The sequence below is a fragment of the Micromonospora sp. NBC_00617 genome (assembly GCF_045161355.1).
Taxonomy (GTDB): Bacteria; Actinomycetota; Actinomycetes; order Mycobacteriales; family Micromonosporaceae; genus Micromonospora.
The window spans coordinates 2,655,655-2,682,396 of record NZ_CP107751.1 but is presented as its reverse complement, the minus strand read 5'-3'; the positions used below and the strand labels follow the sequence as shown (position 1 = coordinate 2,682,396).

The 26,742-nt window shown below is 72.9% G+C and carries 23 protein-coding genes and 1 pseudogene; 14 read left to right on the top strand and 10 right to left on the bottom strand.

Annotated features, from left to right (window positions below):
* Positions 1-160 precede the first annotated feature (160 nt).
* The 4 genes from OG505_RS12325 (at position 161) to OG505_RS12310 (ending at position 4,027) form a co-directional block, all read left to right on the top strand.
* Entirely contained in the window at positions 161-745 is a 585-nt protein-coding gene (locus tag OG505_RS12325; protein ID WP_405433292.1) for a hypothetical protein, read from the top strand.
* 415 nt (positions 746-1,160) lie between these two features.
* Entirely contained in the window at positions 1,161-1,580 is a 420-nt protein-coding gene (locus OG505_RS12320) for a protein-tyrosine phosphatase family protein (RefSeq protein ID WP_405433290.1), read from the top strand.
* A 262-nt stretch (positions 1,581-1,842) separates the two neighbouring features.
* Complete coding sequence (locus OG505_RS12315; protein WP_405433289.1) at positions 1,843-3,156, top strand: D-alanyl-D-alanine carboxypeptidase family protein; 1,314 nt, start codon at positions 1,843-1,845, stop codon at positions 3,154-3,156.
* A 43-nt stretch (positions 3,157-3,199) separates the two neighbouring features.
* The gene (locus OG505_RS12310) at positions 3,200-4,027 is read left to right on the top strand and encodes a peptidylprolyl isomerase (RefSeq protein WP_405433287.1); all 828 of its coding nucleotides are present in this window, start codon (positions 3,200-3,202) and stop codon (positions 4,025-4,027) included.
* 165 nt (positions 4,028-4,192) lie between these two features.
* Here the strand turns inward: OG505_RS12310 and OG505_RS12305 are convergent, their stop codons facing one another.
* Positions 4,193-5,215, bottom strand: coding sequence for a LacI family DNA-binding transcriptional regulator (locus OG505_RS12305; RefSeq protein ID WP_357490591.1), 1,023 nt, complete (start codon positions 5,213-5,215; stop codon positions 4,193-4,195).
* A gap of 272 nt (positions 5,216-5,487) precedes the next feature.
* On the opposite strand from OG505_RS12305, the gene OG505_RS12300 reads away from it, so the two are divergent.
* Both OG505_RS12300 and OG505_RS12295 read left to right on the top strand, forming a co-directional pair.
* Positions 5,488-6,507 carry an acetylxylan esterase gene (locus OG505_RS12300; protein WP_405433285.1) on the top strand — a complete coding sequence of 340 codons (1,020 nt, stop codon included), beginning with the start codon at positions 5,488-5,490 and terminating at the stop codon, positions 6,505-6,507.
* A gap of 66 nt (positions 6,508-6,573) precedes the next feature.
* On the top strand, positions 6,574-7,449 hold the full coding sequence (locus OG505_RS12295; RefSeq protein WP_405433283.1) for a M15 family metallopeptidase: 876 nt from the start codon (positions 6,574-6,576) through the stop codon (positions 7,447-7,449).
* Positions 7,450-7,452: 3 nt separating this feature from the next.
* Here OG505_RS12295 and OG505_RS12290 read toward each other — a convergent pair whose 3' ends face one another.
* Positions 7,453-8,640, bottom strand: coding sequence for a spore photoproduct lyase family protein (locus tag OG505_RS12290; RefSeq protein WP_405433281.1), 1,188 nt, complete (start codon positions 8,638-8,640; stop codon positions 7,453-7,455).
* 202 nt (positions 8,641-8,842) lie between these two features.
* Here OG505_RS12290 and OG505_RS12285 point away from each other — a divergent pair, with 202 nt between their 5' ends.
* The 3 genes from OG505_RS12285 (at position 8,843) to OG505_RS12275 (ending at position 12,536) form a co-directional block, all read left to right on the top strand.
* Positions 8,843-10,108, top strand: coding sequence for an RICIN domain-containing protein (locus OG505_RS12285; RefSeq protein ID WP_405433280.1), 1,266 nt, complete (start codon positions 8,843-8,845; stop codon positions 10,106-10,108).
* Positions 10,109-10,131: 23 nt separating this feature from the next.
* A complete protein-coding gene (locus OG505_RS12280) occupies positions 10,132-10,593 on the top strand; it encodes a hypothetical protein (RefSeq protein WP_405433278.1) in 462 nt (153 codons plus the stop codon).
* Between the two features lie 743 nt (positions 10,594-11,336).
* Positions 11,337-12,536, top strand: a complete 1,200-nt coding sequence (locus OG505_RS12275) for an RtcB family protein (RefSeq protein ID WP_405433276.1) — start codon at positions 11,337-11,339, stop codon at positions 12,534-12,536.
* Positions 12,537-12,580: 44 nt separating this feature from the next.
* Here the strand turns inward: OG505_RS12275 and OG505_RS12270 are convergent, their stop codons facing one another.
* From OG505_RS12270 to OG505_RS12245, 6 genes and pseudogenes are all read right to left on the bottom strand, one after another.
* On the bottom strand, positions 12,581-13,372 hold the full coding sequence (locus tag OG505_RS12270; protein WP_405433275.1) for a maleylpyruvate isomerase family mycothiol-dependent enzyme: 792 nt from the start codon (positions 13,370-13,372) through the stop codon (positions 12,581-12,583).
* Between the two features lie 138 nt (positions 13,373-13,510).
* Positions 13,511-13,657 carry a hypothetical protein gene (locus OG505_RS12265; RefSeq protein WP_405434904.1) on the bottom strand — a complete coding sequence of 49 codons (147 nt, stop codon included), beginning with the start codon at positions 13,655-13,657 and terminating at the stop codon, positions 13,511-13,513.
* Between the two features lie 77 nt (positions 13,658-13,734).
* A pseudogene (locus tag OG505_RS12260) lies at positions 13,735-13,902 on the bottom strand (TetR/AcrR family transcriptional regulator C-terminal ligand-binding domain-containing protein); the annotation flags it as partial.
* Between the two features lie 116 nt (positions 13,903-14,018).
* A complete protein-coding gene (locus OG505_RS12255) occupies positions 14,019-15,008 on the bottom strand; it encodes a Gmad2 immunoglobulin-like domain-containing protein (protein ID WP_405433274.1) in 990 nt (329 codons plus the stop codon).
* A complete protein-coding gene (locus tag OG505_RS12250; RefSeq protein WP_405433272.1) occupies positions 15,005-16,474 on the bottom strand; it encodes an ATP-binding protein in 1,470 nt (489 codons plus the stop codon). Before OG505_RS12250 ends, OG505_RS12255 begins: the two co-directional genes overlap by 4 nt.
* Positions 16,475-16,487: 13 nt before the next feature.
* Complete coding sequence (locus OG505_RS12245) at positions 16,488-17,168, bottom strand: response regulator (RefSeq protein ID WP_405433270.1); 681 nt, start codon at positions 17,166-17,168, stop codon at positions 16,488-16,490.
* 250 nt (positions 17,169-17,418) lie between these two features.
* On the opposite strand from OG505_RS12245, the gene OG505_RS12240 reads away from it, so the two are divergent.
* Positions 17,419-17,766, top strand: a complete 348-nt coding sequence (locus OG505_RS12240; protein ID WP_405433269.1) for an L-rhamnose mutarotase — start codon at positions 17,419-17,421, stop codon at positions 17,764-17,766.
* A 61-nt stretch (positions 17,767-17,827) separates the two neighbouring features.
* On the opposite strand, the gene OG505_RS12235 is transcribed toward OG505_RS12240, so the two are convergent.
* A complete protein-coding gene (locus OG505_RS12235; protein ID WP_405433267.1) occupies positions 17,828-18,391 on the bottom strand; it encodes a hypothetical protein in 564 nt (187 codons plus the stop codon).
* 214 nt (positions 18,392-18,605) lie between these two features.
* On the opposite strand from OG505_RS12235, the gene OG505_RS12230 reads away from it, so the two are divergent.
* Both OG505_RS12230 and OG505_RS12225 read left to right on the top strand, forming a co-directional pair.
* A complete protein-coding gene (locus OG505_RS12230; RefSeq protein WP_405433266.1) occupies positions 18,606-19,259 on the top strand; it encodes a hypothetical protein in 654 nt (217 codons plus the stop codon).
* A 77-nt stretch (positions 19,260-19,336) separates the two neighbouring features.
* Positions 19,337-19,684: a hypothetical protein gene (locus OG505_RS12225; protein ID WP_405433265.1), complete on the top strand. Its 348-nt coding sequence runs from the start codon at positions 19,337-19,339 to the stop codon at positions 19,682-19,684.
* An 18-nt stretch (positions 19,685-19,702) separates the two neighbouring features.
* On the opposite strand, the gene OG505_RS12220 is transcribed toward OG505_RS12225, so the two are convergent.
* Positions 19,703-22,555 (bottom strand): ATP-binding protein, encoded by a 2,853-nt coding sequence (locus OG505_RS12220; protein ID WP_405433263.1) that lies wholly within the window; start codon positions 22,553-22,555, stop codon positions 19,703-19,705.
* Positions 22,556-22,760: 205 nt separating this feature from the next.
* Between OG505_RS12220 and OG505_RS12215 the strand changes: the two genes are divergently transcribed.
* Together OG505_RS12215 and htpG are read left to right on the top strand one after the other, a co-directional pair.
* On the top strand, positions 22,761-24,518 hold the full coding sequence (locus tag OG505_RS12215; RefSeq protein ID WP_405433262.1) for a M28 family peptidase: 1,758 nt from the start codon (positions 22,761-22,763) through the stop codon (positions 24,516-24,518).
* A 219-nt stretch (positions 24,519-24,737) separates the two neighbouring features.
* Positions 24,738-26,654: a molecular chaperone HtpG gene (gene htpG, locus OG505_RS12210; RefSeq protein ID WP_405433261.1), complete on the top strand. Its 1,917-nt coding sequence runs from the start codon at positions 24,738-24,740 to the stop codon at positions 26,652-26,654.
* The last annotated feature ends 88 nt before the right edge of the window (positions 26,655-26,742 follow it).

Below are 26,742 nucleotides of genomic sequence, written 5' to 3'. Positions count from 1 at the left end.
GTCGTTACACACGGTCCCGGCAACGCGAGCCTTCCCGGTTCGCAGGCCGCCCCCAGACTTTTCCTCTGTTTTGTGCAGCGCCGGACGAGGTGCTCACACCCCGCGTCACCGTCCCCCGATGGTGGTGTGTGGTGTTCCTACCCCCGAAGGAGCTACCCCCATGAACACGATCTTCCGTAAGAGCATGCTGTCCGTTGCTGGTCTCGCGTTCGCCGGTGGTGTCTTCGCCGGCCCGATCGCCCATGTCGCCACCTCGAGCACGGACGCCCGCCCGGTGGCAGTCGTGCAGGCCGACAAGCCCGACATGAGCAAGCTGATCCCGCACGGCACCCAGGGTGCCCAGTCGCACATCGACCTGAACGACGAGCAGACCGCCAACGTCAAGGCGATCATCGCCGCCACGAAGAAGGCCGGCCTGCCCGAGCGCGCCGCGGTCATCTCGATCGCGACGAGCCTGCAGGAGTCGAAGCTGGAGAACCTGGGTCACCTCGGCGACATGAACGACCATGACTCGCTGGGTCTGTTCCAGCAGCGTCCGTCCAGTGGTTGGGGCACGCCGGAGCAGATCACTGACCCGGAGTACTCGACGACCGCGTTCCTCAAGGGCCTCAAGCAGGTTGACGGCTGGCAGGACATGCCGCTGACCAAGGCCGCGCAGACCGTGCAGGTGTCGGCGTACCCGGACGCGTACGCCCAGTGGGAGCAGCAGGCCGCCGACCTGGTCGGCCAGTACTGGAACAGCTGACCCACGGCATGACCCGACCGACTGGCCGGCACCCCGAACCCGGGGTGCCGGCCATCGGCATGTCCACCCCGCCGGCTCGCCCTGGTCCGGCCCGGCCCCGCCCGAACGAGACGTCGCGGCGCAGATCTTGGACAGTCTCCGTCAGCTCGGAACGGAAACTGTCCAAGATCTGCGCGGAGCGGGAACACCGGGAGGTGTCGGCTGGTTGTGAACCAGTGTCGGTGTGACTCAGTGTCCCCGGGCCTCACCTACATAGCCCTCGCGGAATACCGTTCGGCTGGAGCCGCGTCGCGCACTCGCCGAGAGGCGACCTGCACACCGACACCGGCGCCGCCCCCGACCAACTGGTCGGGGGCGGCGCTGTCTGTGCCCACCGGGGCACGATGACCCGCCTCGGTGGCGGCACAATGGGTTGGTGACCGCCGCGCAGATCTGGACGGAGCAGTCGGGGTTGCTCGTACTGCCGAGCGGGGCGGTGGTGCGCGGACGCCGCATCGCCGCTACCGCCTCGCCCGCCGACTTCGCGCTGTTGTTGGCGCCCGGCCCGGAGCCGACCTGGCCGTACCGGCGGATCAGGTGGCCCGACTTCTGGGTGCCGCTCGATCGGGCGGACGCGCTCGACGCGTTGCGCGTGGCGCTGCGCAGGGCAGGCGACGGCGAACGCGTCGAGGTGGCCTGCCGGGGCGGGGTTGGCCGGACGGGAACGGCGTTGGCCGCGCTGGCGATCCTCGACGGCCTGCCGGCCGAGCGGGCGGTGCCCTGGGTCCGGGCGGGCTACCACCCGAAGGCGGTCGAGACACCCTGGCAGCGGCGCTGGCTGCGCCACGTCGCCTGACCACAGATGTCGCCGGCCACGCGACAGGGCAAGGCCGTCCGCCGACCGCTGGCATGGCCAGCCCAAGGCGTCGCGTCGGCCCGCGCACCCACACGCCGACCGCTGGAGTGGCCCGCCCGCACCGCCGAGCCGGTCCGCCGCAGCCTGCGGCGGTTGCAAGGCAGCGCCGCCCTGCACGACTACCTGGTGGAGCGGGCCGTCGCCGCATGGTCGGGCGGCCAACCGCTCCCGCCGGGCGATCTTGTTGACTAGGGTCGGTCAGATGAGAGCTGTGCTGCTGGCGGTCACGGCGTCCGCCGTCCTGCTCGCTCCCGCGCCGGTCACGGCCGCTGCGGCGGCCCCCACGCCCATCGCCGCGACGGAAGCCGCCGCGACGGGTGCCGCCGCGACGGAAGCCGCCGCCGTGCGGTGCCCACGGGCGCCGGCGCCGGCGAAATCCCGGCCGCCACGGCCCTCGCCCCCGCCCGCCGTGCCCGAAGCGCGGGTGGTCGGCGGCGCCGGACTGGCCACCAGCGGCCTCGTCGTGCCGCCCGGCGCGAGCACGCCACCGGCGATCACCGCCACCTCGTGGCTGGTCGCGGACCTGGATTCCGGCCAGGTGCTCGGGGGTTGCGGTCCGCACGAGTACGGCACGCCGGCCAGCGTCCAGAAGCTGCTGCTGGCGGCCACGATGATGCCCCGGCTCGACCCCGCCCAGACGGTGACCGTCACCGCGGCGGACATGAATATCGAGCCCGGCTCCTCCGCCGTCGGCCTGGTCGAGGGCGGCCGCTACACGATCGAGACGATCTGGCTGGGGCTGCTGCTCAATTCCGGCAACGAGGCGGCGAACGCGCTGGCCCGGCTGGGCGGCGGGTCCGACGGCGCGGCCGGGGGAGTCCGCGCCATGAACGACCAGGCACACCACCTGGGCGCGCTCCAGACGCACGCGGTCACCCCGTCCGGCCTGGACGGCAAGGGCCAGTTCACCAGCGCGTACGACTTGGCGCTGATCGCCCGGGCCTGCTTCGCCCAGCCGACCTTCCGGCGGTACGCGCTCACCCGGCTGGCGGCGATTCCGGCCCAGCCGGCGCAGCGGACCAAGGGCTTCCAGATCCAGAACGAGAACCAGCTTATCTACCGGTACCCGGGCGCGTTGGGCGGCAAGACGGGCTTCACCGACCTGGCGCGGCACACCTACGTCGGCGCGGCGGAGCGTGACGGGCGTCGGTTGGTGGTGACGCTGCTGGGTGCCGAGCCGGCGCCGATGCGCGGCTGGGAGCAGGGGGCGGCCCTGCTGGACTGGGGTTTCTCGCTGCCCCGCGATGTCAGCGTCGGCCGCCTGGTCGAGCCGGGTGAGCTGACCGCCACACCATCGGCCACGCCATCGGCCGCGCCGGCCGCGTCGGCCGCGCTGGCCGCGCCCGGCCCGCCGCGCCCGGCGGCGGCCAGCGGCCCGGCGGGCACCGGCTCGGGATGGCTGTGGTCGGTGGTCGCGCTGAGTGGCGCGGGAGTGCTGGCGCTGCTGGGCGGGTTGCTGTGGCACCGCCGCCGCCGGTTGCCCGGTCAGATCGACAACGAGCCTCGGCATCCATAGACTCCGGTCTTTCTGGCAGCAGTACGAGCCCAGGAGGATCCCTGTGTCGAGTGAACTCGAAACGCCTTCCGGCGCGGCGGCACCCCGCCGGTCGGTGCGCGCGCTGACCCGCGTCGCGGGTGTGGCGGCGTTCGCCGCAACGCTGATCGTCGGCGCGTCGGCTGCCGCGGTGGCCGCGCCGGGCGCGGCCGACGACGCGGTGAGCGCGTCCGCCGTCGATGCCCGCCCGCCGCGCACCACGCACGGCCCGTGCGCCTACACCGAGACGCCCGACGAGCCGGCCGCCCGGCCGGTGCCGCTGCCGCCCGACCCGCGCCGCACCCCGGACCGGGGCAGCGTCCGGGTGACCCTCTCCACCAACCAGGGGCCGATCGGGTTGACCCTGGACCGGGCCGCCGCACCGTGCACGGTGCAGAGCTTCCTGCACCTGGTCGGCAAGCGCTTCTACGACCGCACCCCGTGCCACCGGCTCACCGCGTACCCGACGCTGAGCGTGTTGCAGTGTGGCGACCCGTCCGGCACCGGCGAGGGCGGCCCCGGCTACCGCTACCGTGACGAGCTGCCGACCGACCTGCCGCCGGCCCCCACCGACCCGACCGGCGTCCGCCGGGTCTACGCCCGGGGCGTACTGGCGATGGCCAACGCCGGGCCGGACACCAACGGCAGCCAGTTCTTCCTGGTGTACGCCGACTCGGCGCTACGCCCCAACTACACGATCTTCGGCACGGTCGACACCGCCGGGCTCGCCACCCTGGACCGGATCGCCGCCCAGGGAATCGCGCCGACGGCCGAGGACCCGGCGCCGGTCGACGGCGCTCCCGCGCTGCCGGTGACCATCCGGCGTGCCGTCCGGGCACACCACCACCACTGACCCGCTCGGCGCGGTGCGCGGCTCCGGTCGCCCACCGCGCCGCGAGGCGTCCACGTCCCTCGTCGTCGCCGATGCGGCGGGGCGGCAGGCCGGAATTTTCGCGGCTGGACCGGAACGGGTGGAACCGGAATCCGACCCGGTTCGGGCCCGTCGGAACGGAAGGGGTCAGCCGGTCGGCGGGACGGCGGTGCTGTCCCGGACGACCAGCTCGGTGGCCAGCTCCACCCGGGGCGAGTCGATGCCCTCGCCCTGGGCCAGTCGTAGCACCGTCCGCACCGCCAGCCGGCCCATCTCGACCAGGGGCTGCCGGACGGTGGTCAGCGGCGGTGACGCCCAACGGGCTTCCGGCAGATCGTCGAACCCGACCACGCTGACGTCGTCGGGAACCCGCAGCCCACGGCGGCGGATGGCCTCGTAGACGCCGAACGCCATCTGGTCGCTGGCCGCGAAGATGCCGGTCGGCGGGTCGGCCAGGTCGAGCAGCGCCGTGCCGCCGGCGAAGCCGGAGGCGTGGTAGAAGTCGCCCGGGTAGATCAGCGCGTCGTCCACCGGCACACCGGCGGCCTCCAGCCCGGCGCGGTAGCCGTCGAGGCGGGCCCGACTGCACAGCAGGTGCGTCGGACCGGCCACGAACCCGATCCGCCGGTGGCCGACCGCCAGCAGGTGCTCGGTCGCGGCGAGCCCGCCGGCCCAGTTGGTGGCGCCGATCGTCGGGACGTCCATCGCCGGCACGCCGGCCGGGTCGACGACCACCACCGGCACGTTGAGGCGGCGCAGTTGCGCGTGCAGGGGCGGGCTCAGGTGCGACGTCACGAAGATGACGCCGTCGGTGGCGCGGGTGCGCAGGTTCTGCAACCACTGCCGGGCCGCCGTCGGCTGCCGGTGGATCGCGGAGACCACGGTGCCCACCCCGGCGCCGTGCCCGACGTCCTCCACGCCCCGGATGATCTCCACGGCCCAGGGGCTGTCCAGGTCGTTGAAGACCAGGTCGACGAGGCCCGCGCGGCGGACGCTGCGGCTGCTGCGGCGCCGGTAGCCGTGGTGGCGCAGCAGCTCCTCGACGCGTTCGCGGGTGTCGGGGGCCACATCGGACCGGCCGTTGAGCACCCGTGACACGGTCGGCACCGAGACCCCGGCCTCCCGTGCGATCGCGGTGATGGTCACCCTGCGTCCGTCGTCCGCGTCCACCCGCGTCTCCTTCACCGCTCCGGAGAGACGACCACGAGCGTCGTCCATCCAGTGTCCCGGAACGGCACGCCCGCCCCTCGCGCCATCTTGCCTCACGGACGGGGGTTGACGACACGCCAGGTCGGTTCTAGCGTTCGGCTGAGTTGCGGAAATGTTCCGGTAATTTGTCGGATGCGTATCGGCGTACGGCCCCGTCTCCGCCGCCCGGCTGTCGGCGTCGGCCACGCCGTGGACGCACCCCGTTCAGTGCGATGCGACAGACAAGGGGCGCCATGCACACGGACCTGCCCGAGGCGCAGCTACGCGAGTACCGCGGCGTGGTGCGGGACCCGGCCGACTTCGACGAGTTCTGGGCCGACACCCTGGCGCAGGCCCGCGACGCCAACTGGCCGGTCCGACTCGAACCCGTGGTGACCGGCCTGAGAGCCATCGACGTGTACGACGTGACGTTCCCCGGGTTCGCCGGTCAGCCCGTACGGGCCTGGCTGCGGGTGCCGCGCGGGGCCGACACGGCGCTGCCGACCGTCGTGCAGTATGTGGGGTACGGGGGCGGGCGCGGGCACGCGCTGGAGAACCTGCTCTGGGCGTCGGCCGGGTTCGCCCATCTCCAGATGGACACCCGGGGGCAGGGCTCGGGCTGGAGCCGGGGCGTCACCGCGGACCCGGGCGCCGCCGGCCCGGAGGCGCCCGGCGTGGCGACGCGGGGCATCGCCGATCCCCGTACTTACTACTACCGACGGTTGATCGCCGACGCGGTCCGGGCGGTGGACGCGGCCCGGACCCTGCCGATGGTCGACCCGACCCGGGTGGCGGTGCTCGGGCACAGCCAGGGTGGCGCGCTGGCGCTCGCGGCCGGCGCGTTGGCGCGCGGTGTGCGGGCCGTGGTCGCCCTCGTGCCGTTCCTCTGCGACATTCCGCGTGCCGTGGTGGTCACCGACGCCCACCCGTACCGGGAGATCCGCGACTACCTGGCGATCCACCGGGACGCCGAGGAGCGGGTGTTGACCACCCTGTCGTACGTCGACGGCGTCAACTTCGCCCGACGCTGCCGCCGGCCGGCCCGGTACTCGGTGGCGTTGATGGACGACATCGTGCCGCCGTCGGGGGTCTACGCCGCCCACAACGCGCACGCCGGGCCGACCGAACTGTCGGTGTGGCGCTACAACGGCCACGAGGCCGGTGGGATCGACGACGACGAGGCGGCCCTGCGTTTCCTCGACGCGCACCTGGTCGACACCCGCGACGCGGCGCCGACCGTGCCAGCTCCGGCTCCGCTGGCGGCCGGGGGTTGAGCGGGCTCGCGGCGGCCGAGCGCTGATCCGGCGCGTAACCCGGACCGCTGCTGATAGACAGGACGTGTGCGCTGGTCAGTGCGGGTTGGTGGCGGCGTCGCGCTCGCGCTCGTCGCGGTGCTCGGCGGCTGCTCCCATCCGCAACCGCGTACCCGCCCGGCGGCCCCGGTCCCTGCCTCGGCCCCGGTCGCCACCTCGGCGAGCCCTCCACGGCCGTCGGCCACCCCGTCCCCGTCGGCGACCGGCGGGTTGCCGGGTTTCGTGGTGCTGACCGACCTCGACCCGCGCATCCGCGCCGACATCCGCTACGCCACGGCGCACAACTTCGTGGGCCGGCCGATCGTCGGCTACCGCGAACCGCTGTGCCTGCTCACCCGACAGGCCGCCGAGGCGCTGCGCCGGGTCCAGGACGCCGCGCTGGCCGACGGTCACAGCCTCAAGGTGTACGACTGCTACCGCCCGCAGCCGGCGGTCGACGACTTCGTCGCCTGGTCGAAGCGCCCCGGCGAGCAGCAGACCAAGGCCGAGTTCTATCCGGACCTGGCCAAGGACCGGCTCTTCGCCGACGGCTACCTCGGCGCACCGACCGCCCACAGCCGGGGCAGCACGCTGGACCTCACGCTCGTCGACGAGCCGCCCGCCGACCAGCCCGCGTACGTCCCGGGCCAGCGGTTGGTCCCGTGCACCGCGCCGCCGGGGCGGCGCTTCGCCGACAACAGCATCGACATGGGCACCGGGTTCGACTGTTTCGACGCCCGGGCGCACACCGACGATGCTCACGTCACCGGCGCGGCACGGGACAACCGGCAGTTGCTGCGACGGCTGATGACCGACGCCGGGTTCGTCAACTACGACCGCGAGTGGTGGCACTACAGCCTCCGCGACGACCCGCACCCGGACACCTTCTTCGCCGCCCCGGTGGCCCGCTCCTCGCTCGGCTGACGGTCAGGTCCAGTAGAGGATGCGGCAGGCCGGTACGCGGGCGGCCAGCTCGGCGGTGAACCAGCCGCGCAGCTCGGCCATCGTGTCGCGGGGGTAGACGTACTTCACCGCGCCGAACTTGCCGTGTTTGCGGCTGCGGGCCTCCTCGTCCATCTCCAGCCGGGTGTGCGGGTACCAGCCGAGCAGCACCTCCTTGCTGCCCGGCGTGAACCGGTGCGTGATCAGCTCGGCGGTCAGGTCCACCTCGGGAACCCCGTCGACCGCCGCGCGGACCTGGTCGAGCAGCTCCCCGTAGCGTTCGCGCCAGTCCGGCAGCGGCATGATCGGGGCGATGGTCAGCCCGACGGGGTAGCCGTCGAGCGCGAGGCGGCGCAGCGCGGCGAGCCGGTCCGGCACCCGCGCGGTGCCGCCCTCGAACCGTTCGCTCACCGGGGCGCAGTTGACGCTGAACCGGACCCGGGTGCGGCCGGCGTGCGGCAGCCCGACGAAGGTGTCCACGTCGGCGCACTTGGTGGTCCAACGCAACTGCACGGGCGCGTCCCACTCGGCGAAGTGCTGCACCGCCCGCCGCCAACTGCCGGTCAGGTGTTCCAGCGCGAGCGGGTCGGTGTAGCAGGACGCCTCGAAGGTGGTGCCCTCGTCGGCGCGTCGTGCGTTGCGGCTGGTCACCGTTCCGCGCCCGGCGTACGCGGCCAGCCCGGCCAGGATGTCGTCGAGGTCCGCGTACACCCGGGTCACCGGCGGGCCGGAGAGCGAACCGGCGAGGTAGCAGTACTGGCAGTGCGCGGGGCAGCCCTCGGCGAGGTCGACGCGCCAGTCGGCGCTGGGGGCGATCGGTTGCAGGGCACGCCGCGACGGTGGGCTCACCACGATCGCCATGGTCGCCTTGGCGCGGGCGTACGTCTCCCGGTCGGTCTGCCCGCGTACGCCGGTGAGCCGGTTGGACCGCAGTCGTTCCACCTCGATGCCCAGCGCCCGCACCCGCTCGACGATCCGCTGCCCGTGCGGGTGGTCCAGGGCGGCCGGGGTGGCCACCACCCGGCTCGGGGTCCAGCGGCGTGCCGGTCTCGCCGCCGGGGCGAGCCCGGCCAGGTCACGGGTCGGCACCCGCTCACCGCTGGCGTCGTGTGGCGCGGCGGGCACGTCCACGGCGAGCGGCTTGTCGACGTCGACGGCGTCCGGGCTGGTCATCGGGCCGGGGTACCCGCTGCCGCAGGAATCCCACCCGATCGGCCGGCCGGCGATTGACGCACCGGGCGGCACCGCATAACCTTTCGTCTATCTGTAAACCTTATGAACAGATAGTTCACGTCGACGCGGCGGCGCGCGTCCCGACCGAAGGGACGATCAGGTGATCGCAGAACTTCCCTCCCGTACCCGAAGGATCCTGTCGGTGTTCGTCGCCCTCGTCGTCGCCGTGAGCGCCGGGCTCGGCCTCGGCGTCGCGCGCAGCGCGCAGGCCGCGCCGACGTTCAAGGTCCTGGCCTTCTACAACGGCACCTGGGACGCCGCGCACATCGACTTCGACCGGGACGCCCGCGCCTGGTTCCCGCAGGCCGCCGCCCAGTACGGCTTCTTCTGGGAGGCGACCACCAACTGGAGTTTGCTGAACACATCGAACCTGGCCCAGTACAGCGTCGTCATGTTCCTCGACGACGCGCCGCCCGCCGCACAGCGACCCGCGTTCGAGCAGTACATGCGCAACGGCGGCGCGTGGCTGGGCTTCCACGTCAGCGCCTGGACCGACAACCCGTCGAGCTGGAGCTGGTACTACAACACGTTCCTCGGCTCCGGCTCCTTCCAGACCAACACCTGGGAGCCGACCCGCGTCACGATGCGCGTGGACAACCGCACCCACCCGGCCACCCAGGCGCTCCCGGCGACCTTCGCGTCGTCGTTCAGCGAGTGGTACTCCTGGAGCAACGACCTGCGACAGAACCCGGACATCGACATCCTGGCCTCCGTCGACCCGTCCAGCTTCCCGGTCGGCACGGACCCCAACCAGTCCTGGTACGGCGGCTACTACCCGCTGGTGTGGAGCAACAAGCGCTACAAGATGCTGTACGCCAACTTCGGGCACAACCGCATGAACTACAGCACCAACACTGGCCTGTCCTCGACCTTCGACAGCCCGCAGCAGAACAGGCTGCTGATCGACGGCCTGCACTGGCTCGCCGGCGTCGGCACCGTCCCCCCGACGACGCCTCCGCCGACCGACGGCATCTCGCCGACCGCCTGGCACACCGTGGTCAACCGGGGCAGCGGCAAGTGCGTGGACGCGCGGGCCGCCGGCACCGCGAACGGCACCGCCATCCAGCAGTACGCCTGCAACGGCAGCGCCGCCCAGCAGTACCAGTTCGCGCCGACCAGTGGCGGCTACCTGCGGGTCAACAACCGCACCAACAGCGCCCAGGTGCTCGACGTGACCGACCGGTCGACCGCCGACTCGGCGCTCATCCAGCTCTGGTCCTACAGCGGTGGCAACAACCAGCAGTGGCGTGCCGAGTCCGAGGGCGGCGGCTACTACCGGCTGGTCAACCGCAACAGCGGCAAGTGCCTCGACGTGCCGGGGGCGTCCACGGCGGACAGCGTCCAGCTCATCCAGTACGCCTGCAACGGCACGGCCGCGCAGTCCTTCCGGCTGGTGCCGCAGGCGTAGATCGCGGGCGGTAGCGTCCGCGCATGGCCATCCCCGATCGCGTGCCCATCGCGTACGAGTCCGACTACCGCACCCGCTACATCGGCCGGTACGACAAGGGCCAGTTCTTCGGCTCCGTCACCGCGACACTCGCCGACGGTGCCGGAGCCGAAGACGACTGGTACCGACACAAGCGGTGGTACGCGGTGCTGCACCGCTTCGACGCCGACGGCGTACACACCGACTCGGACATCTGGTTCGCCGGCACCAGCGAGGACGAGGAAGCCTCGGGCACCCGTGCCGAGGCTCGCCTCCTCGAATGGCTCGACGGGCTGCCCGGCCTGGTCTTCGGCGACATCGCCATCGGACTGTTCCAGGTCGAGGTCGACGGGCACGTCTTCGGGCTGGTCGACTGGTCCGCGGAGTACGACGGCGAGGACCACGCCGAGTTTCTCCCCGACGACCTGGGCTTCGACCCGCCCTGGGACGGCTGCTACGACACCTGAGCCACGCGGCGCGGTGCGGCTCGGCTCGGCGCGGCTCGGTGCGGTGCGGCGCGGTGCCCTGCCCGAGGCGGACCCCCTGGTAGGCGCCCTGTAGAGCTGCCCCACGAACGGGGCAGGCACGAGGGCCCACGGTCGCCGCCGCGACCACCGCCGCCGTGGGCGCGTGCCGCGACCACCGCCGACGCGTTGGTGGCGGCGCTTCCTCCGGCCGGACCCGGTGGGGGCGCCGCCCCACCTGCGGGGCAACTCGACAGGCCGCGAGAGTGACAGCCCGGGTCCGACGACGGTCCGCCAGGCCGACCAACTCTGCCCGGCCCGATCGCGGCCCGCCGGGCCCGAATCACGGCCTCGCCGGGCCTGACGCAATATCCTTTGCGGACAGCTTCTGACACACCTACCGTGATGTGGAGTACGGCCGACCGAGCACACCCGGGGGGAGCACGCCATGTCGCAACGCACAACCACCGACGCCACCTGGCGCGTGCCGGGTGCCGGTGCCGGTGCCGTCTTGCCGTCCGGCGCGTCGTACCGGTGTCTCGGCCGGCCCGCTCAGGATCGCAACCAGGACCGGTATCCGGGGCGGCGACTTCGCTGACGCCACGCGCGTCGCGCGCGGCCGCCCACCCCGCAGGGGTCGGCGGCCCTTTTCGTATCCGACGAGCTTTCACGCCGGCTCTACCCGGCGCGCGATCATTTACGGTCACCAGGTAGCGCTGGTGTCGGCACGACACGAGGAGACCACGATGGGATTCACCCCTCTCGCCGGTACCCGGGCACCGGTCCGGGTCTGGACCGACCCGTACGCCATCGAGCCGCAGGCCGCGAAGCAGCTGCGCAACATCGGCGCGTTGCCCTGGGTGCAGGGTGTCGCCGTCATGCCCGACGTGCACTTCGGCAAGGGCGCCACGGTCGGCTCGGTGATCGCCATGCGGCAGGCCGTCTCGCCGGCCGCCGTCGGCGTCGACATCGGCTGCGGCATGTCGGCGGTGCGGACGTCGCTGACCGCCGCCGACCTGCCGGACGACCTGGCCGGGCTGCGCTCGGCGATCGAGGCCACCATCCCGGTGGGCTTCGCCCAGCGGCAGGAGGCGGTCAACCCGCGCCGGGTCCGTGGTCTCGAGCAGGCCGGCTGGGACGACTTCTGGAGTCGGTTCGCCGGCCTGGACCGGCGGGTGGCGCAGCTGGAGACCCGCGCCCAGCGGCAGCTCGGGACGCTCGGCGGCGGCAACCACTTCATCGAGGTCTGCCTGGAACAGGGCGGAGACGACGAGGGTCGGGTGTGGCTGATGCTGCACTCCGGGTCGCGCAACATCGGCAAGGAGTTGGCCGAGCGGCACATCGGCGTGGCCCGGCGGCTGCCGCACAACGCCGACCTGCCCGATCGGGACCTGGCGGTGTTCCTCGCCGGAACGCCCGAGATGGACGCGTACCGGCGGGACCTGTGGTGGGCGCAGGAGTACGCGCGGCGCAACCGGGCGGTCATGCTGGCGCTGCTCTGCGGCGTGGTGCGCGAGCACATCCCGCAGGTCGGCTACGACGAGCCGATCTCGTGTCACCACAACTACGTGTCCGAGGAGAGCTACGACGGGGTGGAGGTGCTGGTGACCCGCAAGGGCGCCATCCGGGCCGGGCGGGGTGACCTGGGCATCATCCCCGGGTCGATGGGGACCGGGTCGTACATCGTGCGGGGCCGGGGCAACCCGGACGCGTACTGCTCGGCGTCGCACGGCGCCGGCCGGCGGATGTCACGGGCACAGGCCAAGCGGACGTTCAGCACCGACGACCTGGCCGCGCAGACCGCCGGCGTCGAGTGCCGCAAGGACGCCGGGGTGGTCGACGAGATCCCCGGCGCGTACAAGGACATCACCGAGGTGATGGCCCAGCAGGAGGACCTGGTGGAGGTGGTCGCGCACCTCAAGCAGGTCGTCTGCGTGAAGGGCTGACGGGGTACGCGCGGGCCGGGAGCACCGGCCCGCGCGCCGTCCCTTTAGAAGCCGACGAAGACCCGGCGCAGGTCGTCCAGGGTCAGCGGACCGCTCACCTGCACCCCGTCCGGCGTGTAGCGCGGCCCGAGCCGGCCGACCACCAGCCGCAGCCACGTCTCGGCCGGCAGGGACAGCTCGCCGTCGGGCTGCTCCGGCGCGTCGGTCAGCGTGATCTGCTCGCCCAGCCGCAACCCGAACGTGCGCTCCGGGTCCCGCAGCCGAACCAGCAGGGTCGCCTCCCGGCCGCCCAGCTCCGGCGGCCGGCTCGTCCAGCCCAGCATGCCGCCGATCTGCTCGATCAGCAGCGGCACCGCCTCCGGCGTCACCGCCGCGAACGGGTTGAATGCCACCTCGGCGTCCCACTGGTGCAGCGCGAACTCGCTGAGCCGGAACCGGGCGGCGGTGGCCACGTCCACCGGCTCCGGCAGGAAGCCGAGGTTGATCCGCAACGTCGAGCGGGTGTCCGCGTCCAGCGCCTCGTACGCCTCGACCAGCCGCTGGTTGGACTCCAGGAAGCCGGCCGCGTGCTCCTCGGGGGACATGGCGTCCCAGCGCTGCCAGACGGTGCGGTTGAAGTCGCCGTCCGGGGCGGGCGTGCCCTCGCGGGCGGCGGTCAGCCCGGCGAGGCCGATCTCCGCGCCGCTGCCGAGGTGGCTGAGCACCTGGGAGACCTGCCACTCGCTGGCACCCGAGGGTCGGCGCAGGTCGTCTTCCTTGAGGTCGCGCACGAGCGCGGCAAGCTCCTCGTGGCCCGCCCGTAGCGCGTGGATGATCTGGTCGGCAGCCGTGGACATGTGTCTCCTCAACGGATCTTCGACGATGGTCGGGACGCTTTGCGGCGCGTCTGTCGACGTCCCGGCGCCGGGTGAGCCGGGGGCCGTCGAGGTGGTTCCGGGCATGGTGAAGCCTTCCGTGGTGCGGATGTCGATGGATCAGGCCTGGGACGGGCGGTCGTGCTGGTAGCGGAGCACCGGGATCAGCACCTCATCGACGACCTGGGTGAGGAACGCGTCGTCGGCGGGCAGGCCGTGCGCGACGACACGGGACAGGGTGAGCGCGGGCGCCAGGTCGTGGAACAACTCCCGTTCACCGGCATCCGGGGGATCTCCCCGCGGGCGGCGGCGCGCACGAGGATGGCGGTGCTGGCCACCCGCCCGGCGGGCAGCACCTGGTGGCGTACCAGGCGTTCCAGCTCCGGGCTGGTCCGCATGGCGAAGGTCAGCGCCTGCATCAGGTCGCAGTCGGCGACGCAGATGGCGGCGGTGGCACGCAGCAGTTCGATCAGGTCGCCCCGCAGCGAGCCGGTGTCGGGCGGGTTGTGCACGCCGACCTGACCCTAGTTCGTTGCTGGCCGTTTCCTGCAGGCTTTTATGAGTTTCGTCGCACCCGGCGGACGAAACGGTTACGTTTCCACCCGCGTCGGGCGGATGAACCCCGTGGTCAGCTCCCGGCGGGCGCGAGGATCACCGGCACGGCCACCGTGTTGATCCGGGCCCCGTCGCGCGCGGACACCTCGTACACCTCGATCGTGCCGTGCTGCTCCCGGGCCGTACGCCAGCCGACCACCAGCCGGTACGCGCCCCGGCAGCCACTGCCGCAGCTGGCGGTGCCGAAGCCGGTGGCCACCTCCCGGCCGGCGGCGTCCAGCACCCGGATGCTCACGGTGGCCTCGAACACGTCGGCGGTGCCGGTGACGGTGAGCGGGGCGGTGACCCGGTCGCCGACGCTCGGGGCGGTGACCACGATCGGCGCGAGCAGGTCCGGATAATCGGCCCGGCCGACCGCTGCGCCGCCGCCGAAGCGGACCAACCGGACAGTGGGGAACTGGGTGAGCGTCCACACCACCTGCGCCTCGCGCAGCCGCCGACGCTCCGCCGGGTCGTCGCCGGACGCAACGGGACCGAGTGTCGCCACGCCGTCGGTGATCCGGGTGACCTCGACACCGGCCGGCAGCAGGGTGACCATCCCGGTGGCGGCCTCGGCCGGCGTGGGCCCGGCGGCCAGTTCGGTCAGCGCGAGCCGGGACGTCGTGACGGTGGCCGGCCGGGTGCGTCGGGTGGGGACGAGCAGGCCGTTTCGCACGTACCACAGCTCGATCGTCACCGGGTCCGGCCGGCGGGTGGCGGTGGCCGACGGCGCCGGCGGCCGCGGCGCGGTGCGGGTGGCCGCCGGCGACGGTGGTGACCCGGGCGGCGGGTTGGGTGCGGAGGTCGGGCCTCCGACGGGCGGGGCGCTCGGCGGAGGCGCGGTGGGCGCCGCGCCCAGGACACCGGAGCGGGGAGTGCCGCACGCGCCGAGCAGGAGCGCGGCGACCAACACCGGCACGCCGACCGCACGCCATCCGCCGCGCCAGCGCGCTCGGACCGCGCCGCGCCAGCGCGCTCGGACCGCGCCGCGCCAGCGCGCTCGGACCGCGCCGCGCCAGCTCACCCGTCACCGCCCGTCGGGCCGGCGGTCGCCGCTTCGGCGTCCTCGTCGAGGCTTGTCGCGGGGCGTGGCACGCCGCCGGGCGGCCCGTCCGGGCCGTGCGCGGGCAGCTCCAGACGGAACCGGGCGCCGGCGCCCGGCGCGCTGCGGACGCTCAACACCCCACCGAGCAGGGCGGCGTGTTCCCGGGCGATGGCCAGGCCGAGCCCACTGCCGGGCGCGGAGCGCGCGGCGTCGACCTGGTGGAACCGGTCGAACACGTGTGGCAGGTGCTCGGCGGGAATGCCCGGCCCCTGGTCGGTGACCGTGAAGACGACGAGCGCGCCCGCCCTCTTCACGGTCGCCCGGATCTCGCCGCCGCCGTGCTCGACCGCGTTGGCGACCAGGTTGGCCAGGACCCGCTCCAGGCGACGCGGGTCCGTGTGCAGCGCGACCGCGTCGCCGGTGACCAACACGCGGTCCGACCAGCCGCGCGCCGCGACGATCGCACACAACAGCGCCGGCGCGTCCACCGGCTCGACGTTCGGCCGTTCCCGCCCGGCGTCCAGCCGCGAGATCTCCATCAGGTCCTCGACCAGGCAGCGCAGCCGGACCACGTCGCCCACCAGCAGCCGCGCGGCCGGCCGGGCGTCGTCGGGCAGCCGGTCCAGCTGCTCGCGCAGCAGCGAGGCCGCGGCCACCAGGGCGGTCACCGGGGTACGCAGCTCGTGCGCCACATCGGCGGTGAACCGCCGCTCCCGGGCCTGCGCGGCCGACAGGTCGGCGATCTTCGACTCCAGTGCCTCGGCCATCTCGTTGAACGACGCCGCCCAGACGCTGAACTCGTCGCGCCCGCGGACCGGAAGGCGGGTGGCCAGCAGCCCTTCGGTGAGCGCCCGGGCGGCGCGGCTGGCCCGACCCACCGGCTCCAGGGCGCGGCGGGCCAGGAGATGGCCCACCCCGGCGGCGACCAGCACCACGAGCACCCAGCCGGCCAGCAGCGCGGTGCGCACCTGACCCAGATCGGTGGCGATGTCGTCCTCCACGGTGATCACGTACAGCTCCGCGGTCGAGCCGGGAATACGTCCGCCGACCACCAGCAGTCGGGGTCGCTGGTCCGGCGCCGAGCGCTGGTAGGCGAGCTGCCCGTCGGCGACCGAGGCCCGCAGTCGCGTGCCCAGGGCGGGGGCGTACGCGGGATGGGAGGGACGGGTCGGGCCGTCGACGAGGACGACATGCCGGCCGCTGCCCTCGAAGCTGGCGAGCAGTTCGGTGCCGCGCTGCTCGGTCAGGGGCAGGAACTCACCGGCGAGCAGGAGCTGATAGCGCGCGTCGGCGGCGGCCTGGCGCAGCGAGGCGTCCAGCCAGGACTGCCGCAGCACCACTGCTGCCCCACCGGCGAGCAGGCCGGCGGACACCCCGGCGACCAGCACGAACGCGATCGTCAGCCGGCGCCGCAGGCGGCCCGGCGCCACCGCTCGTCCGGCCATCGCCGACCTCCCGTCAGAGCGTGGACAGCTTGTAGCCGGCGCCGCGCACCGTGCGGATGCGCCGTGGGTGTGCCGGGTCGTCCTCGACCTTGGCGCGCAGCCGCTGCACCGCCACGTCGACGAGCCGCGAGTCGCCCAGGAAACGCTGGTCCCAGACCAGGTCCAGCAGCAGCTCCCGGGTGAAGACCTGGCCGGGGCGTCGGGCCAGCTCCAGCAGCAGACGGAACTCGGTGGCGGTCAGGGTCACCTCTCGGCCGTCGCGGCGTACCACGAAGCCGCCCGGATCGATCTCCAGGTCGCCGACGGCGATGGTGGGCGACCCGGCCGGCGCGCTCGCCCGTCGCAGCACCGAGCGGACCCGCGCCACCAGCTCGGGCAGGTCAAAGGGTTTGCGCAGGTAGTCGTCGGCGCCGCATTCGAGGCCGACCACCACGTCGAGCGTGTCGGTGCGGGCGGTCAGCATGAGGATCGGCACCTGGCTCGTTCGCCGAATCTCCCGGCACACCTCCAGGCCGTCCAGGCCGGGCAGCATGACGTCGAGCACGATCGCGTCGGCCGGGTGCGCCCGCCAGGCCATGAGCGCCTGCCGCCCGTCGACGGCGGTGTCGACCCGGAAGCCGGCGCGACGCAGACCGAGGGCGGTGACCTCCCGGATGGAGGCGTCGTCCTCGACCACCAGCACGCGGCCCTCCACCACCTGAGAGTAGACCCGCAGCGACGCTGCGCAGCCCTGGCGAAACGGTCGGTGTCGGCGGCCCGGTCGGGTCCGGGGGCGGCATCGGTCGCCCTCGACCTCCGGCGGGTGATCCTCGATCTTGGCTACGGCTACCATCGGGTCGCCAACCGCACCAACGCGTTGGTCATCGATGGCCAACCCGTACCGGGCCGTCGCCACCGTGTGACCAGTTCACCTGAGAGGACACGACGTGCAACGTCATGGCTGCGTGATCCGGCTTCGCCCGGAGCACCGGGAGACCTACCTGCGCTTACACGCCGAGGTCTGGCCGGACGTCGAGGAGACGCTGCGCGAGGCGAACTTCCGCAACTACACCATCTTCCTCCACGACGACCTGCTCTTCGGCTACTACGAGTACGTCGGCGACGACTACGAGGCCGACCTGCGGTACATCGCCGCCGACCCGCAGACGCAAAAGTGGTGGAAGTTGACCGACCCGTGCCAGGAATCGCTCGCCGAACCCGGATCGGGGGACTGGTGGGCCCCGATGCGGGAGGTCTGGCACCTGGCCGACGGGGCGGCTGGGAAGGCGCCCGAGCAGCCCCCGGCGAACTAGCCTGCAGCGTGCGGGTGGCCAGTCCCAGTTCTCCGCGCCGCTGCAGGGGCCGCCGCCCCGCTCACCACTGGTGGGCGACGTCCAGCACGACGCGGCTGTGTGTGCCGGGGCCGGCGAGCGTGAACGTGCGGAACGGCAACCGAGCCCGTACGCCGACCGCGAAGGTGCTGTAGCCCTCGAAGCTGCCGCCGAAGACGACGTCGCGCAGCGTTGAACAGCGCAGCAGGTTCGCGACGTGCTCGCCGACCGCGTAGGGCACGGTGCCCTGGTGTTCGGCGTCGTACGCCGGGGCCCACAGCGAGACCCGCAGCAGCGCGCCCCCGGCGGTGTACGGCGACAGCGCCAGCCCTTCGCCCTCGGTCCACGTCTCGCCGTAGCCGACCGCGTAACCGTCGACCGGGCCGGCGAACTCGAACACCACCCGGTCGTAGCAGTCGTGCCCCCCGGTCCGTACGGCGACCAGCGGGGCGTCGCTCAGCGCGCCGGCCGACCTCTCCGCGCTGCCCCAGGTGATCCCGCAGGACGTCGACCCGGTCGTGGTGCCCGCCGCGGTGCTGCTGCCCGCGCTGGCGACCAGACCGGCGAGGACGACCGCCAACGCGGTCAGTGTGCTCCTGATCCTCATGGTGATCTCTCCGCTCGATGCCGGGGTCACGTCGCGGCAGCGTTGCCGGTGACCCTCTGCCGTCACGGTCGTCCTCCCGCGGCACGCGAGCTTCGCCGTGGCGTAACCGCCGGGTAACAGTGGCCGGCAGCCGCCGCCGCGGCGTGGCCGTGTCACCCACGCCGTCCCACAACGCGGTACTGTGCCTGGCAGTCGACACATTCGAGGTGGACCCGTGCCTACCGTCGTCGTCCTCGCGCTGACCCTCGCCCTCGCGCCCGCGCCGTCCCCGTCGGCCACCTCGGGCCCGGTCGGCGACCTCCTCGGCGGTGTGGGCCGGGTCGTCGACGATCTCCTCGACGGCCATCGCGCGCCGAGCGCGACGCCGACGCCGGGCGTCACCCCCACCGCGATGTCCGCGCCGACCCGGCCGCCAGCGACCGCCCCGCCGAGCCCGACCGCGCCGGGTGTGACCGCCGCGACCGCCGGGTCGTCGGCCGGTGTCCGGGCTCCGGCCGCCCCCGGCAGCCCGGCCGGTGGCTCCGGCGCCGACGCCCACGATGCCGCCGTGCCCGTGCATATCGTCGACACCCCGACGCCCGAGGTTCCGCCGGCGCTCGCCAGCCCCACCCGCGGTGGCTGGCCGCCGGTGTCCTACCTGCTGGTCGCGGCCGTCCTGGCGGTGCTGGCACTGCTGCTTCCGCGCCGCCGCGCGTCCGACTCCACGATTGGTCCCGCGTCGGATCCCGGTCCCGCGCCGAGTCCCGACCCGGAGCCGGACCCCGACCCCGGGCCGGACAATGTCCGCCGCCTGCCGACCAGCCTCAACGCCATCTACGAGCTGGGTCGGCTGGATGAGCGGCTTGAGCAGGAACGCCGCCGCACCTGACGTACGGTCTCCCGGTCGTCGGGGTCACTGCGCTGCGTAGGCGCCCTCGCTACGTCGTCTCGGTGTCGGTGCCCGGCGTGCCCAAGGTGACCATCGGGCTGGCCGCCGGTCGTCGCGCCCCGGACGGCACGTTGAGCACGGACATCCTGGTCAACGACGTCGAGGGCGCCGACCGCAGCCCCGGTTTCCACCAGATCGGCTACGACGAGCGCTCGTCGGACACGCCGGTGCCCACCTTCGGCTACTTCGTCGGCCCCGCCGAGCGGATCATCGGCACGGTGGACGGTCGGCAGGTCGATGCCCGGGTGGCGCGCTGGAGCAGGGACAAGCAGGTGGTGATCTTCTGGTTCGACCCGGCCACGCTCACGCCCGGGGAGCGCCTGGACGGGATCGTCGCCCGTGACCGCGGGGGCCGTCGACTCTGAAGCGCTGGCGGCGGTGCCTCAGGCCGGGTCGGTCAGCCGGCGCTCGATGGTCACCGTCGTCCCCTCGCCGGTGGAGACCAGTCGTACGTCGCCGTAGGCGTTCATCAACAGTGCGCCCCGGCCCCGGTCCATGGCCGGCCGACGGTCCCGCCAGGTGCCGAAGTCGCGCACCGAGATCCGGACCCGGTCGCCACCCACCTGGAGCCGGACCCGCACCTCGGGGCGGCTGGGGCGTTGTGCGTGCTCGACGGCGTTGTTCATCGCCTCGGACGCGGCGAGCAGCAGATCCGCCAACACGTCCGTGTGGAGGCCCAGCTCGTTCAACGCCAGCCGGACGTCCTGGCGCATGGCAGCCGCCGAGGTGGGCACGGACGGGTACGTCCACTCCGCTGCCAGGATGTCGCCGAGCCCGTCGCCGGTCGTGCCGACCACGGACCCGCCGGCCGGTTCCCCGCCAGCCGGTTCGGTGGTGGCGCGCACGGCGGGTGCGTTCTCGGCGGGCTCCGCCACCGGCGGGGCGGGCGCGACGGCGGTGGCCCCGGTGGATCGCGTCGACCTCGGGGCGTCGAGCGCGCTCGGGCTGTCGTCGTCGGTCGGTGCGGTGACGTCGTTGCCGGACGGGTCGGTGCGGGCACGACGGATGGCGGCCCGGATGCGGGCGATCAGCTCCGCGGCGGCGAACGGCTTCACCAGGTAGTCGTCGGCGCCGAGGCTGAGGCCCACCACGCTGGCCTCCTCGCCGGCCCGGGCGGAGAGCACCAGCACCGGCAGCGCCCGGGTCGCCGGGTCGGCCCGCAGTCGGCGTACCAGGTCGAAGCCGTCCAGCACCGGCATCATCACGTCGGTGAGCACGAGGTCCGGCGGCTCCCGGTGGATCGCGTCGAGGGCCTGCCGACCGTCGGTGACCGACCGGACCCGCCAGCCCTGACCGGCGAGCAGCCGACCCAGGTACGCGCGCATGTCGCTGTTGTCGTCGGCCACCAGGATCCGGGCGCCGGCCAACTCGTCGGCGACCGGGCCGTGCGCCGTGGCGGGCTCGGCGCTGCTGCCGCCCGGGTCGGCCAGCCATCCCACCGCCTCTGAAACGGCGGCGCGGGCCACGTCGCCCCGCCCGTTGGGTGCTGGCCCGGTCGGCGCCGCGCGCCGCGCCGCCGACCACGGCAGGGCCACCGTGAAGGTGGTGCCGACCCCCACCCGGCTGGTCACCCGGACCTCGCCGCCCTCCAGCCGGGTCAGCTCGTGGACCAGGGCCAGGCCGATGCCGGTGCCCTCGTGGCTGCGCGAGCGCGCGCCCTGCACCCGGTGGAAGCGCTCGAAGAGCTTCGGCAGGTCCGCCTCGGCGATCCCGATACCGGTGTCGGCGACGGTGAGGCGTACCTCGTCGTGGTCGGCGTCCACGGCGATCCGGATGCGGCCGATGAACGTGTACTTCAGGGCGTTGGACAGCAGGTTGGTGACGATACGTTCCCAGTTGACCGGGTCGAGGGTGACCGGCCGGGGCAGCGGCGGGCAGTCGACCTCCAGCGCCAGGCCGGCCCGTTCGACGGCGGCCCGGAAGACGCTGGCCAGCTCCGCGGTGAGCCCGGCGAGGTCGACCTCGCGGGCGTCGCTGCGAGCCCGGCCGGCTTCCAGGCTGGAGAAGGTGAGCAGACTGTTGACCAGGGTCAACAGCCGGGTGGCGTTGCGCCAGGCGGTCTCCACCCGCTCCCGCTGCCCGGGCGCCAGCGGCGCGGCGGTGTCGGCGAGCGCGTCGGCGAGCGGCCCGAGCATGAGCGTCAGCGGCGTACGGAACTCGTGGCTGACGTTGGTGAAGAAGGTGGTCTTCACCCGGTCCAGCTCGGCCAGCGCCTCGGCCCGACGCCGCTCCTGCTCGTACTCCTTCGCGTTGCGTACCGCCATGGCGACCTGTTGGGTCAGCAGTTGGTAGAAGGAGCGGTACGCCTCGTCCAGCTCCCGGTTGGAGCTGACGCCGGCCAGCAGGACGCCGATGGGTTGGTCCTCGGCGGCCGAGGGCAGCGGCAGCGCCAGCGCGGTGCGGGTGGGATCGCCCCACGGGCCGGCGGGCAGGGGCAGCCGATCCGCGACGCCCGTCACGTCGGTGGGTCGACCCTGCGCGGCGTCCGGGAGCGCCCAGGCGCGGGCCGCCGGGCTCGGGTCGGCCAGGTCGACGACGTCCGGCAGCGCCCCGGCCACCGTGGGGTGACCCGGGTCACCGCCAGCGCAGGCCGTCCGGCGCAGCACCGCGCCGTCGCGCAGGTAGATCGCGGCGAACGGCACGTCCAGTGGGTGGTCGTCGATCGCGTCGATCAGCCGGGCGCAGGTGGCGTCGACGTCGACGGTGCGCCCGTCGCCGCGCAGGCTCAGGTCGCGCAGCAGCCGCAGTCGCCGTTCGCCGACGACCTGCTCGGTGACCTCGCTGCACACCGTCAGCACGCCGACGGTGCGGCCGTCGTCGTCGCGGGCGGGGGCGTGCGAGACGCTGAAGTACGCCTCCTCGCGGTAGCCGGCGCGCTCCAGCAGCAGTTGCAGAGCGGGCACCCAACTGGCCACGCCGGTCGCCATGGCCCGCTGGATGAGGGGGGCGAGGACGTCCCAGCCCTCGGCCAGGGTCACCCGCACGTCGTCGCCGAGCGCGGCGGGGTGCTTGTCGCCGATCAGGGCGGAGTACGCGTCGTTGTAGAGCTGGGAGAGGCGGTCGCCCCAGAGCAGGAGCATGGGGTAGCGGGAGGAGAGCACCACCCGCACGGCGGCACGTAGGCTCTGCGGCCAGCTCGACACCGCGCCGAGCGGGGTGTCGGCCCAGTCCAGCTCGGCCATCAGCCGTCCGGTGTCACCGCCGTCGTCGAACAGGTCGGTGCGGGGTCGTGTCACGCTCGACCCGCCCTCATCGCTAAGCCCCCCGTTCCGGGCCCGATGACCCCTGCTGGCGTTACCTACCCATCCTGGCACCTCTACTCACCTGTGCCGACGCCGGTACCCATTGTCGAACCGGTGGGGGTTCGGGACGAACGTCCGATGCCGATGGCATAGATCTCTGTAAGTGTCTCGGTTATCTCTCCAACCCCGAGGAGCCCCCATGAGAGGCAGAACGCTGAGCGCGGCAATCGCGCTCACCGTGTTCACCGGGATGACGGTGACGCTGGCCGCCCAGCCGGTGACCGCGTCACCCTCCGCCCCGACGACAGCGGCCCGGCCGATCGCCGCGTCCGCCGCCGTCCTGGCGGCGCCGGACATCTCCGTCACCAACGTCCAGGCGCATCTGACCCAGCTCAACTCCATCGCCAGCAGCAACGGCGGCAACCGGCGGGCCGGCTCGGCCGGCTACACCGCCTCGGTCAGCTACGTGAAGAGCAAGCTCCAGGCCGCCGGCTACACCGTCAGCGAGCAGACCTGCTCCAGCTGCACGTACCCCTCGAACAACCTCATCGCCGAGTGGCCCGGCGGCCCGACCGACCAGGTGGTGATGTTCGGCGCCCACCTCGACAGCGTCTCGGCCGGCCCGGGCATCAACGACAACGGCTCCGGCTCGGCCACGCTGCTGGAGAACGCGCTGGTCCTCGCCGCGCAGAACCCGACCATGACGAAGAAGGTCCGGTTCGCCTGGTGGACCGACGAGGAACAGGGTCTCAACGGCTCCCGGTTCTACGTGAACTCGCTCAGCGCCACCCAGCGCGGCTACATCAAGGGCTACTACAACTTCGACATGGTCGGCTCGACCAACGGTGGCTACTTCATCAACCGGGTCACCTCCACGACAGCGGCGCCGCTGAAGGCGTACTGGGACTCGCTGGGGCTGCAGCCGGAGGAGAACGTCGAGGGTCAGGGCCGCTCCGACGACTACTACTTCCAGCAGGCCGGCATCCCCACCTCCGGCTACGCCGCGGGCGCGAGCGCCCGTAAGACCAGCACCCAGGCGGCCAAGTGGGGCGGTACGGCCAACTCCGCCTACGACTCGTGCTACCACCGTTCCTGCGACACCACCGCCAACGTCAGCGCCACCGTGCTGAACCGGGCCGCGGACGGCGTCGCGTACGCGCTGTGGCAGCTCGCCGTGGGCGGCGGCACCCCGACCAACGACTTCTCGATCGCGGTCAACCCCACCGCGCTCACCGTCGCCCGGGGGGCCAGCGCCACCGCCACGGTCGGCACCACGACCACCGCCGGCTCCGCGCAGACGGTCAGCCTCACCGCGTCCGGCGCGCCCAGCGGGGTGAACGTCTCCTTCAGCCCGTCGTCGGTGACCTCCGGCGGGTCGGCCACGCTGACCCTGACGGCGTCGGCCAGCGCCGCCACGGGCACCGTCACCATCACGGTCACCGGCACCGGCTCGGTCACCCGCACCGCCAGCCTCACGTTGACGGTCACCGGCACCGGCGGCTGCTCCGGCGGCCAGGTGATCGGCAACGGTGGCTTCGAGAGCGGCAGCACGCCGTGGACCGCGTCCTCCGGAGTGATCACCAACTCCAGCAGCCAACCGGCCCGGACCGGGTCGTACAAGGCGTGGCTCGACGGGTACGGCAGCACCCGTACCGACACCCTGTCCCAGTTGGTGACCGTGCCGGCCGGCTGCGCCAGCTACACGCTGTCGTTCTGGCTGCACATCGACACCGCCGAAACCACCAGCTCCACGGCGTACGACAAGCTGACCGTGCAGGTGGGCTCGACCACGCTGGCGACGTACTCGAACCTCAACGCCGCCTCCGGCTACGCCCAGCGCACGTTCAACGTGGCCGGGTTCGCCGGGCAGACGGTGACCCTGAAGTTCACCGGCACCGAGGACTCGTCGTTGCAGACCAGCTTCGTGATCGACGACGTGACCCTGCAGGCCAGCTGAGGGCGTACCCGTCGAGGAGGGCCGCCGCCGGATGCTCCCGGCGGCGGCCCGTCGCGTCCCGGGCCAGGGGAGCTGCGGGTAGAGCGCGGCGACCCCGCCGGCGAGCCCGGCCTGGCACTTTCTCGGATCGGGAATACGACCCGGACGCGGGCACGACCGCAGCGGTGACGACTCGTATCCTTTGCGCGAACCTCCGAACGAGCCGAGAAGGGAGACGGTGTGAGCAACCAGGCCGAGACGTTGGAGTTCCAGGCCGAGGCGCGTCAGCTCCTCCAGTTGGTGGTCCACTCGATCTATTCGAACAAGGACGTCTTCCTGCGGGAACTCATCTCGAACGCGTCCGACGCCCTGGACAAGCTGCGGCTGGCGACGCTCGTCGACAAGGATCTCGTCGCCGACACCGACGACCTGCACGTCGCCATCGAGGTCGACCGGGACGCCCGCACGCTGACCGTGCGGGACAACGGCATCGGGATGACCCGCGACGAGGTGGTCCGGCTGATCGGCACGATCGCCAAGTCCGGCACCGCCGAGCTGCTGCGCCAGCTGCGCGAGTCCGCCGACGCCCGCGCCTCGCAGGACCTGATCGGGCAGTTCGGCGTCGGCTTCTACGCCGCGTTCATGGTCGCCGACCGGGTCACCCTGCTGACCCGTAAGGCCGGCGAGACCGGCGGCACCCGCTGGGAGTCCACCGGCGAGGGCACCTACTCGATCGAGGCCGTCGAGGAGGCGCCGCAGGGCACCGCGGTGACCCTGCACCTCAAGCCGGCCGACACCGAGGACAACCTGCACGACTACACCGCCGAGTGGACCATCCGCGAGATCGTCAAGCGATACTCCGACTTCATCGCGTGGCCGATCCGGATGCGCGTCGAGCGTCCCGGCGCCGAGGGCGAGGCCGCCACCAGCGAGGTGCAGACCCTCAACTCGATGAAGGCGCTCTGGGCGCGGCCCCGCGACGAGGTCGACGCCGCCGAGTACAACGAGTTCTACAAGCACGTCAGCCACGACTGGGCCGACCCGCTCGAGGTCGTGCACATGAAGGGCGAGGGCACCTTCGAGTACGAGGCGCTGCTGTTCCTGCCCAGCCACGCCCCGCTGGACCTGTTCTCCCCGCAGGGCCGTCGCGGCGTGCAGCTCTACGTCAAGCGCGTGTTCATCATGGACGACTGCGAGGCGTTGGTCCCCACCTACCTGCGCTTCGTCAAGGGCGTCGTCGACGCGCACGACCTGTCGCTGAACATCTCCCGCGAGATCCTTCAGCAGGACCGGCAGATCCAGATCGTCCGCCGCCGCCTGGTCCGCAAGGTCCTCGCCACGGTCAAGGACCTCAAGGCCAACCACCCCGAGCGCTACCGCACCTTCTGGACCGAGTTCGGCGCGGTGGTCAAGGAAGGGCTGATCGACGACACCGACAACCGGGACTCCCTGCTGGAGATCCTGTCGGTCGCCTCCACCCACGACGCGGCGGAGCCCACCGACCTGGCCGGCTACGTCTCGCGCATGAAGGACGGCCAGAGCGACATCTGGTACGCCACCGGCGACTCCCGCGCCACCATCGAGAACTCCCCGCACCTGGAGGCGTTCCGGGCCAAGGGTCACGAGGTGCTGCTGCTCACCGACCCGGTCGACGAGGTGTGGGTCGAGCGGGTCGGCGAGTACGACGGCCGGCCGCTGCGCTCGATCGCCAAGGGTCAGGTCGACCTGGACACCGACGAGGAGAAGCAGCAGGCCGAGGCCGAGCGCGAGCAGCAGCGCCAGGAGTTCGCCGCGCTGGTGCAGTGGCTGGGCACGACCCTCGCCGACAGTGTTCGGGAGGTCCGCCTGTCGTCGCGGCTGACCACCTCACCGGCCTGTGTCGTGGGCGACGCGCACGATCTCACGCCGACGTTGGAGAAGATGTACCGGGCGATGGGGCACGACGTCCCCTCGGCCAAGCGCATCCTGGAGATCAACCCCGGTCATCCGCTGGTCACCGGGCTGCGCAAGGCCCACGAGCAGGGCGACTCCACCGAAATCCTGACCGAGACCGCCGAGCTGCTGTACGGCCTGGCGGTGCTCGCCGAGGGCGGTGAGCTGGCCGACCCGGCCCGGTTCACCCGGACGCTCGCCGACCGGCTGGCGCGCACCCTGTAGCCGTTCGCCCCCTCCGGCCGGCGGGTCGCCCGATCAGGGCCCCGCCGGCCGGTCACGTCGTCGGAGTCGACCTGCGCCACCGCCAGGT